13 protein-coding genes are annotated in these 18,102 nt (G+C 71.9%); 10 read left to right on the forward strand and 3 right to left on the reverse strand.

The features are described from left to right. The first annotated feature begins 217 nt into the window (after positions 1–217). From AB0K14_RS16815 to AB0K14_RS16825, 3 genes are all read left to right on the forward strand, one after another. Positions 218–796 (forward strand): cysteine dioxygenase family protein, encoded by a 579-nt coding sequence (locus tag AB0K14_RS16815; RefSeq protein WP_360446932.1) that lies wholly within the window; start codon positions 218–220, stop codon positions 794–796. Next, the gene (locus AB0K14_RS16820) at positions 793–1,179 is read left to right on the forward strand and encodes a rhodanese-like domain-containing protein (RefSeq protein WP_360446930.1); all 387 of its coding nucleotides are present in this window, start codon (positions 793–795) and stop codon (positions 1,177–1,179) included. The genes AB0K14_RS16815 and AB0K14_RS16820 overlap by 4 nt, the downstream gene beginning before the upstream one ends. A gap of 185 nt (positions 1,180–1,364) precedes the next feature. Beyond that, entirely contained in the window at positions 1,365–2,489 is a 1,125-nt protein-coding gene (locus AB0K14_RS16825; RefSeq protein WP_360446928.1) for a hypothetical protein, read from the forward strand. A 31-nt stretch (positions 2,490–2,520) separates the two neighbouring features. Here the strand turns inward: AB0K14_RS16825 and AB0K14_RS16830 are convergent, their stop codons facing one another. Both AB0K14_RS16830 and glgP read right to left on the reverse strand, forming a co-directional pair. Beyond that, complete coding sequence (locus AB0K14_RS16830) at positions 2,521–3,033, reverse strand: hypothetical protein (RefSeq protein ID WP_360446926.1); 513 nt, start codon at positions 3,031–3,033, stop codon at positions 2,521–2,523. 143 nt (positions 3,034–3,176) lie between these two features. Further along, positions 3,177–5,747 (reverse strand): alpha-glucan family phosphorylase, encoded by a 2,571-nt coding sequence (gene glgP / locus AB0K14_RS16835; protein ID WP_360446924.1) that lies wholly within the window; start codon positions 5,745–5,747, stop codon positions 3,177–3,179. Between the two features lie 427 nt (positions 5,748–6,174). Between glgP and AB0K14_RS16840 the strand changes: the two genes are divergently transcribed. From AB0K14_RS16840 to AB0K14_RS16860, 5 genes are all read left to right on the forward strand, one after another. Next, on the forward strand, positions 6,175–8,151 hold the full coding sequence (locus AB0K14_RS16840) for an alpha-1,4-glucan--maltose-1-phosphate maltosyltransferase (protein WP_360446922.1): 1,977 nt from the start codon (positions 6,175–6,177) through the stop codon (positions 8,149–8,151). A 137-nt stretch (positions 8,152–8,288) separates the two neighbouring features. Then, positions 8,289–10,100 (forward strand): maltose alpha-D-glucosyltransferase, encoded by a 1,812-nt coding sequence (gene treS, locus AB0K14_RS16845; protein WP_360446920.1) that lies wholly within the window; start codon positions 8,289–8,291, stop codon positions 10,098–10,100. Positions 10,101–10,105: 5 nt separating this feature from the next. Next, entirely contained in the window at positions 10,106–11,446 is a 1,341-nt protein-coding gene (locus tag AB0K14_RS16850; protein WP_360446918.1) for an aminoglycoside phosphotransferase, read from the forward strand. Further along, complete coding sequence (glgB, locus tag AB0K14_RS16855; protein WP_360446916.1) at positions 11,443–13,770, forward strand: 1,4-alpha-glucan branching protein GlgB; 2,328 nt, start codon at positions 11,443–11,445, stop codon at positions 13,768–13,770. Before AB0K14_RS16850 ends, glgB begins: the two co-directional genes overlap by 4 nt. 104 nt (positions 13,771–13,874) lie before the next feature. Continuing rightward, entirely contained in the window at positions 13,875–14,672 is a 798-nt protein-coding gene (locus AB0K14_RS16860) for a class I SAM-dependent methyltransferase (RefSeq protein ID WP_360446914.1), read from the forward strand. On the opposite strand, the gene AB0K14_RS16865 is transcribed toward AB0K14_RS16860, so the two are convergent. Then, a complete protein-coding gene (locus AB0K14_RS16865; protein ID WP_360446912.1) occupies positions 14,656–15,372 on the reverse strand; it encodes a helix-turn-helix transcriptional regulator in 717 nt (238 codons plus the stop codon). The genes AB0K14_RS16860 and AB0K14_RS16865 overlap by 17 nt on opposite strands. A 123-nt stretch (positions 15,373–15,495) precedes the next feature. Between AB0K14_RS16865 and AB0K14_RS16870 the strand changes: the two genes are divergently transcribed. Both AB0K14_RS16870 and AB0K14_RS16875 read left to right on the forward strand, forming a co-directional pair. Further along, on the forward strand, positions 15,496–16,689 hold the full coding sequence (locus AB0K14_RS16870; protein ID WP_360446910.1) for an MFS transporter: 1,194 nt from the start codon (positions 15,496–15,498) through the stop codon (positions 16,687–16,689). Between the two features lie 26 nt (positions 16,690–16,715). Continuing rightward, positions 16,716–18,092, forward strand: a complete 1,377-nt coding sequence (locus AB0K14_RS16875; RefSeq protein ID WP_360446908.1) for a neutral zinc metallopeptidase — start codon at positions 16,716–16,718, stop codon at positions 18,090–18,092. The last annotated feature ends 10 nt before the right edge of the window (positions 18,093–18,102 follow it).

Below are 18,102 nucleotides of genomic sequence, written 5' to 3' on the forward strand. Positions count from 1 at the left end.
CTGGTGAGAGCGCTGCGCGCGGGTCGCGGATCCGTGGCACGATCACGGCGTGGCCCGCCCGTTGCTGACCTGGTGCGACCGCACGATCGACCTCCTGCTGGTGGCGTCGTGCGGGTGTAGCCGGACGCGACGCGGCCGGTCCCGCTCCTCGGATTGACGCCGCGTCGCGTCTTGATCGCTACCCCGCCCGACACGTAGCCATCAGGAGCGACCCACCGTGACCGCGACGATCGCGCGCGCCGACCTGCACCCGAAGCTGGACGTGCCGTTCCTGCACGACCTCATCCACCCGGAACGCGACCTGTGGACGCCGCGCGAGCTGCGTGAGCTGACCTCCACCGTCGCCGCCGAACTGACCACCCCGTTGCTGGACGTCCTGGAGTACGACGCCGACCGCCGCTGGTGGGCCCGGCTCGGGCTGACCGAGGGCGTCGAGCTGTGGTTGCTGAGCTGGCTGCCCGGTCAGGGCACCGAGCCGCACGACCACGGCGGCGCGGCGGGCTCGTTCACCGTGCTCACCGGCGAGTTGGCGGAGGACTACCGCTACCCCGGTGGGCCGATCCGCAGCGCACTGCGGCCCGTGGGCAGCGCCCTGGGTTTCGGCGCCGGGCGTGCGCACCGGGTGGTGAACCAGGGCACCGCCGGTGCGGCGAGCGTGCACGCCTACTCGCCGCCGCTGGTGCCGACCCGCGAGTACCCGAGCCTGGCGGACATCCCGCAGGAGATCCCGCCGTTGCCCGCCAAGCGGCTGCCGTTGGAGCGGCTGCGCGTTCTGGCCGATCAGGAGGGCCCGTGAGTGCCGAGGAGTTCCTGGAGGAAGCGCGGCGAGGGCTGAAGCGCGTCTCGCCGCACGAGTTGGCGGGGCTGTCGGACGCGCTGCTGGTCGACATCCGGCCGCACCACAACCGGGCGGAGGAGGGTGAGATCCCCGGCTCGATCCCGGTGGAGCGCATCGTCCTGGAGTGGCGGCTGGACCCGGACGGCGAGCACCGCATCCCCGGCTTCACCGCCGACACCACCGTCGTCGTGCTGTGCAACGAGGGGTACGCGTCCAGCCTGGCCGCCCGCGACCTCCGGCGCGTGGGCCTGCCCAACGCGACGGACCTGGTCGGCGGCTTCCGCGCCTACGCCGCGTCCGGCCTCCCCGTCCGCCCGGGCGCCACCCAGGCCGTCACCTGACCGTCCTGAGCGTTGAACTCGGGGTACCTGAACGTAGGACACGCGCGACGCGAACGTAGGACTCGCGCGCGTGTCCTACGTTCGGGACGACCGTGTCCTACGTTCAGGACACCCGAGTTCAACACTCAGGACGGTCGGGTGGTCGGTGAGGGAACCGCGGGGGCGGCGGTAGCGTCTCCAGCTTCGTGTGGAAAGCGCTGACCGGACTGGTGCTGGTCGTCCTCGTGGTCTGGCGGCCTGGTGTCGCGACGTTCGGCGGGGCGGCGTGCGGCGCCTGGGCGGTGCTCACCGCGCTGCAAGTCGGGTTGCTGCTGGGTGCGCCGCTGTTCCGGGTGCGGGTGTCGCTGGTCGAGATCGGCGTCGGCGGCGAGGTGCGCACGTGGACGCGACCGCACCTGCGCGTGGTGTGGCGGACGGTCCCGCTGCTGATGGCGGTCGGGCTCACGTCGATCAAGGCGCCGGTCCGCCGTCGGCTGTGGCTGACCGGGCTGTCCTCGGCGGTGCTGTCCGCCGCGATCGTGGCGGTGGCCTGGCTCGGCGCGCTGGTCTGGTCCGACGTCGACCAGCCGTTCCTGCGGGGCTTCGCGGTCGCGGGCACGGCGGTGCTGGTCAACGGCCTGTGGCCGCGACGCGGCGCGGGCACCACCTCACCCGGCTGGTTCCTGTTCGCACTGCCCCGCGTGTCCGACCGCCTGGCCGCGGAGTACGAGGCGACGCCGCTGGTCAACCAGGTGACCGACGCCCTCGCGGTCGGCGACCTGGACCGGGCCGAGGCGCTCGCCGACGAACTGGTCGAACGCCACCCCACGCTGCTGGTCACGACCGGCGCACGGGTCGCCGTGCTGACGCTGCGCAGCCGGTACGCCGAGGCGCTGCACGCGGTCAGCGGCCTGATGGGGCGCACCGACCTGGAGCCGCGCGACATGGCGTTCGTGCTGGCGGAGATGGCCAGCTCCACGGCCAACGCCGTCGAGGGCGGCCAGGTGCCCGCCGACATCGGCGTGCCCGCGGCGCGACGGGCCGCGGACGGCGCGATGCAGTTCGGCTACCCCCGCCACCGCTGCACGGGCACGCTGGCGCAGCTCGCGCTGCTGGAGGACGACCACGCCGCCGCGCTCGTCCTCGCCAAGCAGGCGAAGGCGAGCAGCGAGAGCGGGCTGGCGCGGGCCGACGCCCTGGTCACGATCGCCCGCGCGCAGATGGCCGCCGGTGACAACGCGGCGGCCCGTGCGACGTTGGTCGAGGCCCGGGAACTGGCCGGCTGGATGCCCCGGGTCGCGGAAACCACCGCCCGGCTCGACATCGCCTGAGCCCGGCCGGGCGTCGATTCACCGGAATGCGCTAGGCGGGCGAGTTCGGCAATGTCGGCATACCGCCGGGCGGTGCGGGCAGACCGCAGTTCTCCAACGCGCCGGTGACGGTTTTCAGCCAAGCCTGCACTTCGCCGCGCAATTTCTTCGGGTCCGGCGCCACCGCGCCCGGGACGATCTTGCTCAGCACGCTGAACAGCCCGGCGAACACCGCCATGGCGTGCGACAGGCACAGCTCCGGACCCTGGAACGGCGCATCCGCCTGCGCGGGCGCGCTCGCCGGCGGCGTGGGCAGGCACTTCGCCGCGGTCATCGCCGCCAGCAGCCGGAGCGCGTCACCGAGCGGCGGAGCGGCCTTGTCCGGTGCGGGCGGGTTCGCGGCCAGCGGCTCGACCGCCTTCTTCAGCGTCTCCGCGAGCTGCGTCACCAGACCCGCGCACCCGGCGGGCGGTTCCGCCGAACGCCGCTGCGCCGACGCCGCCGGGATGACGGCCACCGCGAACACCACGGCGAGCACCGTGCCCATAGTCGCGAATTTGTTCACACCCCGAAGGGTAAGCGCGAAAACCGACACCTAAAAGCGGGAACGGCGAGTTCACCCGACCGAAAAAATAGCGTGCCGAAAGCGTGAAGAATTGTCCGACGAGATGACCGCCGGTCACGCCGGCGGTCATCTGATCGGGCGGTTCAGCCGGCCAGCACCACCCGACCGAGTTCCGCCGGTGACGCGAGCAGGTCGTGCCGGGGCAGCACGCGCACGGTGTAGCCGACGGCGCCCGCGTGCGGCAGCGGCACCTCGATCTCGTAGTTGCCGTTGCCCGCGTACCGCATCCCGTGCGTGACCACGTCGTAGAGCTCGTCGGAGTCGCCGACCCGGCCCAGCGCCACCTGCACGTCCACCTCGGACGGTTCCAGCCCGGCCAGCTCGATCCGCGCCCGCACGCCGATCGGCGAGCCGAGCCGGGGCGTGGCCGACCCGTTCGACGACATCTGCGAGTCCAGCACCCGCACCCTGGTCCACGACGCCCGCAGGCGGTGCCGGTAGGAGGCCAGCTCCTTCGCGCCGCGGAAGCCCTCACCGACCACCGAGGCGGCCGACGACGCGGCGGGCGCGTACAGCCTCTCCACGTACTCGCGCACCATCCGGGACGCCTGCACCGCCGGGCCGAGCGACGCCAGCGTGTGCCGCACCATGGCCAGCCAGCGGGCCGGCACGCCGTCCTCACCGCGGTCGTAGAACAGCGGCGCGACCTGGTTGCCCAGCAGGTCGTACAGGGCGGCGGCCTCCAGGTCGTCGCGCCGGGTCGGGTCGGTGACGCCGTCCGCGGTCGGGATGGCCCAGCCGTTGCTGCCGTCGTACAGCTCGTCCCACCAGCCGTCGCGGATCGACAGGTTCAGCCCGCCGTTCAGCGCCGACTTCATGCCGGACGTGCCGCAGGCCTCAAGCGGGCGCATCGGGTTGTTCAGCCACACGTCGCAGCCCCAGTACAGGTACCGGGCCATGGACATGTCGTAGTCGGGCAGGAACACGATCCGGTGCCGCACGCCCGCGTCGTCGGCGTACCGCACGATCTGCTGGATCAACGCCTTGCCGCCGTCGTCGGCCGGGTGCGACTTGCCCGCCACGACCAGCTGCACCGGCCGTTCGGGGTGCAGCAGCATCGCGCGCAGCCGCTCCGGGTCGCGCAGCATCAACGTCAACCGCTTGTAGGTCGGCACGCGGCGGGCGAAGCCGACGGTCAGCACGTCCGGGTCGAACACCGAGTCGGTCCAGCCCAGCTCCAACGCCGACGCGCCGCGCTGCAACCACGACGCGCGGGTGCGGCGGCGCACCTCGTGGACGAGCTTGGTCCGCAGGTCGTTGCGCAGCTCCCACAGCCGCTGGTCGGTCACCGGCTCGAACCCTCGCAGGCCGACGCCGGACTCCTCCGTGTCGCCCACCAGGCGGCTCATCTCGGTGGCCGCCCACGTGGGGCCGTGCACGCCGTTGGTGACCGAGCCGATCGGCACCTCCGAGGCGTCGAAGCCGGGCCACAGGCCGCGGAACATGTCGCGGCTGACGGTGCCGTGCAGCTTGGACACGCCGTTCGCGCGCTGCGCGAGCCGCAGCCCCATGTGCGCCATGTTGAACAGGCCCGGGTTGTCCTCCGCGCCCAGGGCCAGGACGCGCTGGGTGTTCACGCCCGGCAGCAGCGACTCCGAGCCGAAGTAGTGCTGCACCAGGTCGACCGGGAACCGGTCGATGCCCGCCGGCACCGGCGTGTGCGTGGTGAACACCGTGCCCGCGCGGACCGCGGCCAGCGCCTGGTCGAAGTCCAGGCCCTCGCCGGTGACCAGCTCGCGGATGCGCTCCAGGCCGAGGAAGCCCGCGTGGCCCTCGTTGGTGTGGAACACCTCGGGCGAGGGGTGGCCGGTCAGCTCGCAGTACGTGCGCACGGCGCGGACACCGCCGACGCCCGCCAGGATCTCCTGCCGGATGCGGTGGTCCTGGTCGCCGCCGTAGAGGCGGTCGGTGACGCCGCGCAGGTCGTCGTCGTTCTCCTCCACGTCGGAGTCGAGGAGCAGCAGCGGGATGCGGCCGACCTGGGCCTTCCACACCTTGGCGCGCAGCACCCGGTCGCCGGGCATGGCCACGTGCACCAGGATCGGCGCGCCGGACGGCTCGGTGAGCAGCTCCAGCGGCAGGCCGCGCGGGTCGAGGACGGGGTAGTGCTCGATCTGCCAGCCGTCCAGGCTCAGCGCCTGGCGGAAGTAGCCGGACCGGTAGAGCAGACCGACCGCGATCAGCGGGACGCCCAGGTCGGAGGCCGCCTTGAGGTGGTCGCCCGCCAGCACGCCGAGGCCGCCGGAGTAGTTCGGCAACGCCTCGGTGACACCGAACTCCATCGAGAAGTAGGCGACCGCGTTGGGCAGGGGGTGCAGGTCGTGGTTGCCGTGCTCGCGGCGTTGCGCGATCTCGTCCTGGCGGCGCTGGAACCAGCGGGGGCCGGTGGTGTAGCGGTGCAGGTCGTCGGCCAGCGCACGGGCGTGCGAGAGGAACTGCTCGTCACGGGAGAGCTCGTCGAGGCGTTCGGGGGCGACCACGGACAGCAGGCGCAACGGGTCGCCGCCGTCGGCCCACAGCTCGGGGTCGACCGACGCGAACAGGTCCTGGGTGGGCTGGTGCCACGTCCAGCGCAGGTTCGTGGCGAGGGTGCCCAGGGCCGTCAACGGCTCGGGCAGACTGGCTCGGACGGTGAACCGGCGAAGTGCTCGCATGGCGTCGGACCTTATCCCCCATCCAGCGGCGCAGAACAACGGTCACCCGAACCGATGCAGGGACCGATCCAGCTTGACCAGCACAAACGTTCCACTGCAAGTTATTTCGACCACCGGGCGCAAGTGTCAACGCGGCGGTGAGGCCGGCGGGACGGCCGGGGACCGAGCGTCACCATGCCCGACCGGGTGGTCTCGGAGAGTGACCGGTTCGGTCGATCATCGCTCGACCGGGCGGCTTGCAGCGCGGCGCGGGACTGATCACGACCTGGGAATCGGCTCCTCCATCGCGAGACGGACGCCACCACCAAGTGTGCAATCCAACCAGAAGGGGTAGGAACAGCGAGACGGGTCCCGGTGATGACCTATCCGATCACTGCGGGCAGACTTGACCGTGCACGCGTCACACCAGGTGAGAGGGGCGCTGCCGATGAGCGGACGACTCGGAATCGACGATGTCTCCCCGACCGTGAGCGGAGGCCGCTACCCGGCGAAGGCCGTGGTGGGCGAGCACGTCCCGGTCGAGGCCACGGTGTGGCGGGAGGGTCACGACGCCGTGGCCGCCACCGTGGCGTGGCGGGGACCGAACGACCGGGTCGCCAGACAGACGCGCATGGTCCCCGCGGGCGTGGGCCTGGACCGCTGGGCCGCCACGATCGTGCCCGACGCCGAAGGCGCGTGGACGTTCCGCGTGGACGCCTGGAGCGACCCGTGGGCCACCTGGCAGCACACCGTCGAGGTCAAGATCGCCGCCGGGCAGGGCGCCCACGAGCTGGAGAACGACCTGGAGGCGGGCGCCCGCCTGCTGGACCGGGTCAGCCGCCGGCCGGACCGGCGCCGGGAGAAGCCGCTGCTGGTCAACGCCGCCGCCGCGCTGCGCGACGAGCACCGGCCCCTGGCCGAACGGGTCGCGCCCGCCCTCGCGGGCGACGTCCGCCAGATCATGCACGACCACCCGGTGCGCGAGCTGATCACCAAGGGCAAGCCGCAGAAGGTGTGGGTCGACCGCAAGCGCGCGGCCTTCGGCTCCTGGTACGAGTTCTTCCCCCGCAGCACGGGCGGGGTGGACGAGTCCGGCGTCCCGGTGCACGGCACGTTCGTCACCGCCGCGAAGGAGCTGGACCGCGTCGCGGCCATGGGCTTCGACGTGGCCTACCTGCCCCCGATCCACCCGATCGGGAGGGTGAACCGCAAGGGCCCGAACAACACCCTCACCGCCACCGAGGACGACCCGGGCTCGACCTGGGCCATCGGCGCGGACGAGGGCGGGCACGACGCGATCCACCCCGAGCTCGGCACGATCGAGGACTTCGACGCGTTCGTGGCGCGCGCCCGCGGGCTGAACCTGGAAGTGGCGCTCGACCTCGCGCTGCAGTGCGCGCCGGACCACCCGTGGGTGCTGAAGAACCCCGAGTGGTTCACCACCCGCCCGGACGGCTCGATCGCGTACGCGGAGAACCCGCCGAAGAAGTACCAGGACATCTACCCGGTCAACTTCGACAACGACCCGCAGGGCATCTACAACGAGGTGCTGCGCGTCGTGCTCCACTGGGTGGACCACGGGGTGCGCATCTTCCGGGTGGACAACCCGCACACCAAGCCGCCGGACTTCTGGGCGTGGCTGATCTGGGCGGTCAAGGACCGGCACCCGGACGTGCTGTTCCTGTCCGAGGCCTTCACCCGCCCGGCCCGCCTGTACGGCCTGGCCAAGCTCGGCTTCACGCAGAGCTACACCTACTTCACCTGGCGCACGACCAAGGAGGAGCTGACCGAGTTCGGCGCCGAACTGGTCGAGCACTGGGACGAAGCGCGGCCCAACCTGTTCGTCAACACCCCCGACATCCTGCACGAATCGCTGCAGCACGGCGGTCCGGGCATGTTCGCGCTGCGCGCGGCGCTGGCGGCGACGATGGCGCCGACCTGGGGTGTGTACTCGGGCTACGAGCTGTTCGAGCACGAGGCCGTCAAGCCGGGCAGTGAGGAGTACCTGAACTCGGAGAAGTACCAGCTCCGCCCGCGCGACTACGCGGCGGCGGTGGCCGAGGGACGGTCGTTGGAACCGTGGTTGCGCAAGCTGAACGCGGTCCGCCGGGCACACCCGGCGCTGCAGCAGATGCGAACACTGCGGTTCCACCACGTCGACAACCCGGCGTTGATCGCCTACTCGAAGCAGGATCCCGGCACCGGCGACACGGTCGTCGTCGTGGTCAACCTGGATCCGCACGACGCGCAGGACGGCACCGTCTGGCTGGACCTGCCCACGCTCGGCGCCGACTGGCACGAGCGGCTGATCGCGCACGACGAGGTGTCCGGGGAGACCTGGGACTGGGGTCAGGCCAACTACGTCCGCCTGGAACCCTGGCGCGCTCCGGCGCACATCGTGAGCGTCCAGCGCAGGTTCTCCTAGGGCGAGATCCCCTGGGAGAGGTCCAGCAGACAGCGAAAACCCAGCCCGGTCCCCAAACCTGAGTCCCCCGTGCCCGCCGAAGGACACGAGGGACGATCGAACGCACCCCCAATGAGGTGGGACGAGGTGGAGCACACATGCAAGAAGAGGCCCGACCCGATGCCGCGCTGGTAGGCCTGGAGAACGTGCCGCACACCGGCGAGGCCATCGGCGCCGACGGCCTGCTGGTCGAACCGCAGGCGGAGGACTTCCGGTCGGCCAAGCTCGTGCCGCGCGAGCGCGACTGGTTCAAGGGCGCGGTGTTCTACGAGGTGCTGGTGCGCGCGTTCAGCGACTCCAACGGCGACGGCACCGGTGACCTGCGGGGCCTCGCGTCCCGGTTGGACTACCTGGAGTGGCTCGGCGTCGACTGCCTGTGGCTGCCGCCGTTCTACGCCTCGCCGCTGCGCGACGGTGGTTACGACATCTCCGACTTCCGCGCGGTGCTGCCGGAGTTCGGCTCGGTCGAGGACTTCGTGTACCTGCTGGACGAGGCGCACCGCCGCGGCATCCGGGTGATCACCGATCTCGTGCTCAACCACACCAGCGACGCGCACCCCTGGTTCCAGCAGTCGCGGACCGATCCGGACGGCCCCTACGGCGACTACTACGTGTGGAGCGACGACGACCAGCGCTACGCGGACGCGCGGATCATCTTCGTCGACACCGAGTCCTCGAACTGGACCTACGACCCGGTGCGCGGCCAGTTCTACTGGCACCGGTTCTTCTCCCACCAGCCGGACCTGAACTTCGAGAACCCGCACGTCCAGGAGGCGATGCTGGACACGCTGCGGTTCTGGCTCGACCTGGGCATCGACGGGTTCCGGCTCGACGCCGTGCCGTACCTGTTCGAGCAGGAGGGCACCAACTGCGAGAACCTGCCGCGCACGCACGACTTCCTCAAGCGCTGCCGCAAGGTGGTGGACGACGAGTACCCCGGCCGGGTGCTGCTCGCCGAGGCCAACCAGTGGCCGTCCGACGTGGTCGAGTACTTCGGCGACCCCGCCGTCGGCGGCGACGAGTGCCACATGGCCTTCCACTTCCCGCTCATGCCCCGCATCTTCATGGCCGTGCGACGCGAGTCCCGGTTCCCGATCTCCGAGATCCTGGCCCAGACCCCGGAGATCCCGTCCGGCGCCCAGTGGGGCATCTTCCTGCGCAACCACGACGAGTTGACGCTGGAGATGGTCACCGACGAAGAGCGCGACTACATGTACGCCGAATACGCCAAAGACCCCCGGATGAAGGCGAACATCGGCATCAGACGGCGCCTGGCACCGCTGCTGGAGAACGACCGCAACCAGCAGGAGCTGTTCACCGCGATGCTGCTGTCGCTGCCCGGCTCGCCCGTCCTGTACTACGGCGACGAGATCGGCATGGGCGACAACATCTGGCTCGGCGACCGCGACGCGGTGCGCACGCCGATGCAGTGGACCCCGGACCGCAACGCCGGGTTCTCCAGCTGCGACCCCGGCCGGATCTACCTGCCCGTGATCATGGACCCGGTGTACGGCTACCAGGCGCTCAACGTCGAGGCGCAGCTGAACAACCAGTCCTCGCTGCTGCACTGGACCCGGCGGATGATCGAGGTGCGCAAGCAGCACCACGCGTTCGCCGAGGGCGACTTCACCGACCTGGGCGGCTCGAACCCGAGCGTGCTGGCGTACCGGCGGCGGTGGCGGCGACCCGACGGCCACGAGGACGTCGTGCTGTGCGTGAACAACCTGTCGCGGTTCCCGCAGCCGGTCGAGCTCGACCTGTCGGAGCACCACGGCAGCCGGCCGGTGGAGCTGACCGGCGGGGTGGTCTTCCCCACCGTGGGCGATTTGCCGTACCTGTTGACCCTGCCAGGGCACGGCTTCTACTGGTTCCAGCTCGTGGAAGCCGGCGACGACAGCGAGCCGAGGTGATGGACGTGACCGAACCGCACGACCTGGTCGACAAGGTGATGGCCGAGCTGCCCGAGTGGTTGCCCGCGCAGCGGTGGTTCGGCGGGAAGGACCGCCCGGTCACCTCGATCCGACCGCTGCGGACGTCGGTGCTGCGGGCGCGGGAGCCGGTGCTGGTGCACCTGGTGGTCGAGGTGGAGCAACCCGACCGGCGGGAGCCCTACCAGCTGCTGGTCACCGACCACGTGGACAACTACGACGCGACCCAGGTGCCGGAGCTGACCGGCGTGCTGCTCGACCTGATCGCCGAGGGCGCCGAGGTCGAGGGGCTGACGTTCGCGCACGAGCCGGGCGTGCAGCTGCAGACCGGGCTGCGCGGCAGGCCGATCACCTCCGAGCAGTCCAACACCTCGATCGTGTACGGCAGCCAGTACATCCTCAAGCTGTTCCGCAAGCTGACCCACGGCGAGAACCCGGACCTGGTGCTGCACCGCGCGTTGCGCCAGGTCGGCTGCGAGCACATCGCCCAGCCGCTCGGGTCGATCACCGGTCGGCTGGACGGCGAGACCACCACGGTCGGCATGGTGCAGCAGTTCATGCCGGACGCGGTGGACGGCTGGGCGATGGCCACCACGAGCGTGCGCGACCTGATGGCCGAGGCCGACCTGCACGCCGACGAGGTCGGCGGTGACTTCGCCGGCGAGGCGCAGCGGCTGGGCCAGGCGGTGGCCACCGTGCACTCGGACCTGGAGCGCGCGCTGGGCACGCAGCACGCGGACGCCGAGGACATCGAGCGGACCGTGCTGGCGATGACCTCGCGGCTGGACCGGGTGGTCGCCGCGGTGCCGGAGCTGCGGCCGTACGTGCCCGCGCTGCGGGAGGCGTTCGAGCAGGCCAAGGACACCCCGGACGTGATCGGGGTGCAGCACATCCACGGCGACCTGCACCTCGGTCAGGTGCTGCGGACCGTGCAGGGGTGGCTGCTGATCGACTTCGAGGGCGAGCCGGGTTCCCCGATCGCCGACCGGACCGCGCTGCGGTCGCCGCTGCGCGACGTGGCCGGGATGCTGCGATCCTTCGACTACGCGGCGCACCAGCTGCTGGTCGGCCAGCCGGAGGACCACCAGCTGACCGTGCGGGCGCTGGAGTGGGCGCGGCGCAACCGCGCGGCGTTCACCGAGGGCTACGCGGAGGCGGCGTCGGAGTCGGTCGGCGACCCGCGCAAGCGGGGCTACCTGCTGCGGGCGTTCGAGCTGGACAAGGCCGTGTACGAGGTGGCGTACGAGCACGCGAACAGGCCGGAGTGGTTGACGGTCCCGTTGTCGTCGATCGCACGGATCACTGGAGAGGGAGCGGTGCAGTCATGATCTCGCCCGAGGACGTCGACCGGCTGCTGGCCGGGGCGCACCACGACCCGCACTCGGTGCTCGGCGTGCACCACGTCCCGGAGGGCGTGGTCGCGCGGGCGCTGCGGCCGGGCGCGACCGCGGTCGCCGTCATCGCGGGTGACAAGCGCTTCGAGCTGGACCGCGTCACCGACGGGTTGTTCGCGGGCGACCTGCCCGAGCACCCCGGCGGCGACTACCGGCTGGAGGTCGAGTACGGCGACGACCTGGTCGAGGTGGACGACCCCTACCGCTGGCTGCCGACCGTCGGCGAGCTGGACCTGCACCTGATCGGCGAGGGTCGGCACGAGCGGCTGTGGGACGTGCTGGGCGCGCGGGTGCGCACCTACGACACGCCCGACGGCGTCGTCTCCGGCGTCTCGTTCGCGGTGTGGGCGCCGACCGCGCGCGGCGTGCGGGTGTGCGGCGACTTCGACGGCTGGGACGGCCGCGCGAACCCGATGCGGTCGCTCGGCTCGTCCGGCGTGTGGGAGATCTTCATCCCCGGCATCCCCGAGGGCACCCGGTACAAGTTCCGGATCCTCGGTCGGGACGGCCGCTGGCACGAGAAGGCCGACCCGATGGCGTTCGCGACCGAGACACCGCCCGCCACGGCGTCCGTGGTGACCCGGTCCACCCACCAGTGGGCCGACGACGAGTGGCGGGCCAAGCGGGACGCCACCCAGTGGATCAACGCGCCGATGAGCGTGTACGAGGTGCACCTCGGGTCCTGGAAGCCCGGTCTGGGTTACCGGGAGCTGGCCGAGGAGCTGGCGGACTACGTGGTGGGCGCCGGTTTCACGCACGTGGAGCTGATGCCGGTGGCCGAGCACCCGTTCGGCGGGTCGTGGGGCTACCAGGTGACGTCGTACTACGCGCCCACCTCGCGGTTCGGCTCACCCGACGACTTCCGGCACTTCGTCGACGTGCTCCACCAGCGCGGCGTCGGTGTGATCATGGACTGGGTGCCCGCGCACTTCCCCAAGGACTCGTGGGCGCTGGCCAAGTTCGACGGCAGCGCGCTGTACGAGCACGAAGACCCGCGCCGGGGCGAGCACCCCGACTGGGGCACGCTGGTGTTCGACTTCGGGCGCAACGAGGTGCGCAACTTCCTCGTCGCCAACGCCCTGTACTGGATCGAGGAGTTCCACATCGACGGCCTGCGGGTCGACGCGGTGGCCTCGATGCTCTACCTGGACTACTCCCGCGAGGAGGGTCAGTGGCTGCCCAACCAGTACGGCGGCCGGGAGAACCTGGACGCGGTGCGGTTCCTGCAGGAGCTGAACGCGACGGTGTACAAGCGCCACCCCGGCGTGGTGATGGCGGCCGAGGAGTCGACGGCGTGGCCGGGCGTGTCGCGGCCGACGCACCTGGGCGGCCTGGGGTTCGGGTTCAAGTGGAACATGGGCTGGATGCACGACTCGCTGCACTACCTGTCGCGCGAGCCCATCCACCGCTCGTTCCACCACAACGAGATCACGTTCTCGCTGGTGTACGCGTGGAGCGAGAACTTCGTGCTGCCGCTGTCGCACGACGAGGTCGTGCACGGCAAGGGGTCGCTGTGGCAGCGGATGCCCGGCGACGACTGGAACAAGGCGGCGGGGCTGCGGTCGCTGCTGGCGTTCATGTGGGCGCACCCGGGCAAGCAGCTGCTGTTCATGGGCGGCGAGTTCGGGCAGCGGGACGAGTGGTCGGAGGCCCGGTCGCTGGACTGGCACCTGCTGGACGACCCGCTGCACGCGGGCCTGCACCGGTTGATCTCGGACCTGAACCGGGTCTACACCGCCTCGCCCGCGTTGTACAGCGCGGACAACAGGCCCGAGGGGTTCTCGTGGATCGACGCGAACGACTCGGCGGGCAACGTGCTGAGCTTCCTGCGGATCGGTGCGGACGGCTCGGTGGTCGCGTGCGTGGCGAACTTCGCCGGTTTGCCGCACCACGACTACCGGGTTGGTCTGCCGGCGGCCGGTCGGTGGCGCGAGGTGGTGAACACCGACTCCGAGGTGTACGGCGGGTCCGGCGTCGGCAACCTGGGTGTCGTGGAGGCGGAGGAGCACCCGTGGCACGGCAGGCCCGCTTCGGCGGTGCTGCAACTGCCGCCGTCGGGCGTGCTCTGGCTCGTGCCGGAAGCCCCCGCGGCGGCCGTGACGAGCGCTGACACCGCCAACGCGGCCGTGGAGAGGATGCACGGCGACGTCGACCTGATCGGCGCCGGCGTCGCGGCGGAGGACGGCACCGACGGCGACACCGACCGTGGCCCGGACGGCGGCCCGGACGTGCACCGGACCGCGCTGGACAACGGCTGACCGAGCCGTCGGACGTGGTTCGCAGGGGCTCCCGGGTGGGGCCCCTGCTTCGTTCGCGGGAGACAGACCTCCCTCGGCGGGCCCGGCGCTGCCATGCTGAGCCCGTGGCAAACGAGGTGTGGGCGGTCGGCGAGGCTTACGAGGCTTACGTCGGGCGGTGGAGCGCGCCCGTCGCGCGGCAGTTCCTCCGCCTGTTGAACGTGCCGGCGGGCCGGCGTTGGGTGGATGTCGGCTGTGGCACGGGGGCGTTGACGACGGCCGTGCTCGACGTCGGGCAGCCGGCCGAGATCACGGGGGTCGACCCGTCGGAGGGGTTCCTGGCCACCGCGCGGCACCGCGTCGCCGATCCGCGCGCGGTCTTCCACGCCGGTGACGCCCGTGCGCTGCCGTTGCCCGACCGGGCTTTCGACGCCGTGGTCAGCGGTCTGGCCCTCAACTTCGTGCCCGACGCCGCGCGGGCCGTGGCCGAGTGCGCCAGGGTCGCCGCGCCCGGCGGTGTGGTCGCGGCCTACGTCTGGGACTACGCCGAGGGTATGGCGATCACCCGGTGGTTCTGGGATGCCGCCACCGACCTCGACCCGACGGCAGCGGACCTGGACGAGGGGCGGCGCTTCCCGCTCTGCCGTCCGGAACCCCTGCGGGCGCTGTGGACCGGTGCGGGCCTGGGTGCGGTGCGCGTGGAGGCGTTGGAGGTGCCGACGGTGTTCAGCGACTTCGACGACTACTGGCGCCCGTTCCTCGGTGGTCAGGGCCCGGCGCCCGGCTACGCCGCGTCCCTGCCCGACGATCGGCGCCGCGCCCTGCGCGACCTGCTGCGCACCCGGCTGCCCACTCACCGCGACGGCTCGATCCGGCTCACCGCCCGGGCGTGGGCAGTCCGGGGGGTCACCCCGACGGGCTGAACGTCGGCAGCAGCCCGGGCAGGCGTCCGGCTCCGCGTTCGGTGATCAGCAGCGCCCTGGTGCCGTCCTGGCGGCGGACCAGGTCGTCGGCGACGAACGCGTCCAGCACGAGCCTGCCCAGGTCGCCGCCCAGGTGCGGGACGCGGTGCGTGCGGTCCAGGCACGCCGACGCCAGGCGGCGGCGCGGTGCGACGGCGCCCGGGTCGACGCCCAGGCGGTGCAGCGCGGACAGGTCGTCGCCGAGCGCCAGGTCGCCGGTGCGGCCGTCGGGCGGCTTGAGCGCGCCGCCGTCCACCAGGGTGGCGAACACCGCGATGCCCAGCCGGCCGGCCGCGTGGTCGTAGCAGGTGTGGGCCACGTCGACCGGTGAGGACGAGCGCTGCGGCGTGGTCAGGTCGCCGTGGTGGGCGTAGCGGGCCAGGGCGGTGAGGACGTCGGCGATCTCGCCGCGGGCGACCTGGTAGACCGCGTGCCGACCGGTGTGCTCGACCGTGACGAGGCCGGCGGCGCGCAGGCGGGCCAGGTGGTTGCCCAGGCGCGGCGGCGAGACGCCCATGGCGTCGGCCAGCTGCACCATCGTGTGCGGGCCCTCGGCGGCGAGCAGTTGCAGCGCGGTGAGGCGGACCGGGTCCGACAGCTCGCGGGCCAGCGCGACGACCGCGGCCTGGACGGCGTTGCCGGAGTCGACCCATCCCGTCATGCGCGTGCTCCTCTCCCCTCGCACGGTAGCACCATTCATGGTCTCCTGAACGTTGATTGCGGTCCGACGGGGCCCGGGTTACCGTGCATTCACCATTCATGTCTATGTGAAGGGTGAACGTCGATGGGGCTGGGAGTGCTGTTGTGGGGCCGCGGCGTCTCGGCGCTCGGTGACGGCCTGTGGTTCACCACGTGGGCGTTGTTCTTCACCCGCGTGCTCGACCTGCCGCTGGTCACGGTGGGTGCGGGGATGGCGGTGGCCGGGGCGGCGGGGCTGGTCGCGGCGGTGCCGCTGGGCGGGCTGGCGGACCGGTTCGACCCCCGGCTGGTGCTGGTCGCGCTCACCGTCGTGCGAGCCCTCGCCATGGCGTCCTACCTGGTGGTGGACGGCACGTGGTCGTTCCTCGCGGCGACGGTGGCGTTCACCGCGCCGGCCAACGGCGGCAACGCGGTGCGCACGGCGTTGATCGCGGGCCTGGTCACCGACCACGCCGAACGGGTGCGGGCGCTGGCGCGGCAGCGGGTGGCGCAGCACGTCGGGTACGCGATCGGGGCCGGGCTCGGCGCACTGGTCCTGACCGCCGACAGCCACTCCGCCTACGCCCTGGCCATCGCGGGCAACGCGGCCACGTTCGGGGTGCTGGCGGTGACGACGCTCGCCGTGCGCAGGCCCGGGGCGCCGGTGCGGACCACCCGGCACCGCGAGGTGCTGGGCGACCGCCCCTACCTGGCCGTCGTCGGCGTCACCTCGGTGCTCTCGCTGTGCTGGGCGATGCTGTCGACCGGCCTGCCGCTGTGGCTGTCCCGCTCGACGGACCTGCCGCTCGCCCTCGGTGGCGTGGTGGTCGTCCTCGGCTCGGTGGGCATCGCCGTGTTCCAGGTGCCGTTCTCGCGGTTCGCCCGCACCACCGACCAGGCCGCGCGCACGGCCGCGCGGTCCGGGGTCGTGCTGGCCGCGAGCTGCCTGCTGCTCGCCACGACCGCGGGCGGCGGCGGTGCGGTGGGCGTGGCGATCGTCATCGTCGCGGCGCTGCTGCACGTGGTCGGGGAACTGGGGTACGTGGCCGCGAACTGGGGCCTTTCGGTGAGCCTCATGCGCGAGGAGGCGCGCGGCGCGTACCAGGGCGTGAACGAGGCGGCCACCGCCACCGTGCAGCTGTTCGGGCCGGCGGTCTTCACGTTCGCGCTCGGCGGCTTCGGCGCGGGCGGCTGGGTCGCGGTGGCCGCGATCTTCCTCGCCGCGGCCGCACCCGTGCCCGCGTTGACCAGGTGGGCGAACCGCACGCGGAAGCCGGTGGTGCCCAACAGCACCCCGTAGGGGTTCACGGCAGGCACAATGGGCGAATGCGGCTCGTATCGGCTCGGCTGGTCCTGCTGGCGGCGGTCCTGCTCACGGTCGGCGCCTGCGCCGAGGTGATCCCCGGCAAACCGGTGGCGGGCGAGGCGGTCACCAAGGGCACGGTCGACCCGGGCTTCATCCGCGGCACCGACGGCGGTCCCATCGACCAGCTCGCGGCCACCGCGATCACCGACGTCGACACGTTCTGGAAGCAGGCGTTCCCGGACACGTTCGACAAGCCGTGGCAGCCGATCGAGGGCGGCATCTACTCCGTCGACACCGCCGACCCCTCGGCCAAGCCGCCGCCGTGCACCGAGAAGGCGAGCGACGTCGAGGGCAACGCGTTCTACTGCCCCAGCGCCGACGCCATCGCCTGGGACCGCGCCGCGCTGCTGCCCGTGCTCAAGGACCGGTTCGGCGACGCCGCCGTGGTGATCGTGCTGGCCCACGAGATGGGCCACGCGGTGCAGAACCGGATGGGCATCACGCCGGAGGCCGAGCGCCGCCAGCCGCAGCGGTTCCCCACGATCCTCACCGAGGCGATGGCCGACTGCTTCGCGGGGTCGTTCATCAAGTGGGTCAACGACGACAAGTCCGAGCACCTCGACATCGGCTCCGACACGCTGGACTCGGCGCTCGGCGCGCTGATCACGTTCCGCGACCCGGTCGGCACCTCGCCCGAGGACCGGTCCGCGCACGGCAACGCGTTCGACCGGGTGTCCGCGTTCCAGGACGGCTACCAGCAGGGCACCAAGTTCTGCGCGGCCATGACGGTCGACAACCGGGTCTTCACCCAGCAGGCGTTCACCACGGCCGACGACCGCGACCGCGGCGGCAACCTGCCGTTCGACGAGATGCTGGAGAACGTCACCCCCGACCTGAACCTCTACTACAAGACCGTGGTCGAGCAGGCGGGCAAGAAGTGGACCGAGCCGAAGGCCAAGACCACCGAGGACGAGCCGGACTGCTCCGGCGACCAGGGCCCGGTCGCGTTCTGCCCGGCGGACAAGTCGGTGGAGATCGAGGTCGGGGCCGACCTGCCCGAGCTGCACGCGGAGATCGGCGACTACGCCACGGGCGTGCTGCTGGCCAGCCGCTACGGGCTGGCCGCGATGGCGGCCGTCGACGTCGACCTCGAAGGCGAACCCGCCGCGAGCAGCGCGTTGTGCCTGGCCGGCGCGTACACGCGGGAGGTGTTCGTGCGGCAGAAGGGGTTCGGGCTCTCGCCCGGTGACCTGGACGAAGCGGTGCAGGTGCTGCTCGCCTACGACTACGCGGCACGTGACGCGACGGGTTCGGCGGCGCTCGGACCCGGCTTCAAGCGGGTCGAGGTGTTCCGCGGCGGAGTCCTGGAGGGCACCGAAGCCTGTGGTTTGGCCTAGCCGGGCCGGC

The organism is Actinosynnema sp. NPDC050801, from assembly GCF_040673975.1.
In the GTDB taxonomy this organism is placed as follows: Bacteria; Actinomycetota; Actinomycetes; order Mycobacteriales; family Pseudonocardiaceae; genus Actinosynnema.

Bases quoted from the DNA above. Each gene is read 5' to 3' on its own strand.
- AB0K14_RS16840 (WP_360446922.1), top strand. From the start codon at position 6,175: ATGAGCGGACGACTCGGAATCGACGATGTCTCCCCGACCGTGAGCGGA.
- AB0K14_RS16865 (WP_360446912.1), bottom strand. From the start codon at position 15,372: ATGACGGGATGGGTCGACTCCGGCAACGCCGTCCAGGCCGCGGTCGTC.
- AB0K14_RS16875 (WP_360446908.1), top strand. From the start codon at position 16,716: ATGCGGCTCGTATCGGCTCGGCTGGTCCTGCTGGCGGCGGTCCTGCTC.
- glgB (WP_360446916.1), top strand. From the start codon at position 11,443: ATGATCTCGCCCGAGGACGTCGACCGGCTGCTGGCCGGGGCGCACCAC.
- glgP (WP_360446924.1), bottom strand. From the start codon at position 5,747: ATGCGAGCACTTCGCCGGTTCACCGTCCGAGCCAGTCTGCCCGAGCCG.
- AB0K14_RS16870 (WP_360446910.1), top strand. From the start codon at position 15,496: ATGGGGCTGGGAGTGCTGTTGTGGGGCCGCGGCGTCTCGGCGCTCGGT.
- treS (WP_360446920.1), top strand. From the start codon at position 8,289: ATGCAAGAAGAGGCCCGACCCGATGCCGCGCTGGTAGGCCTGGAGAAC.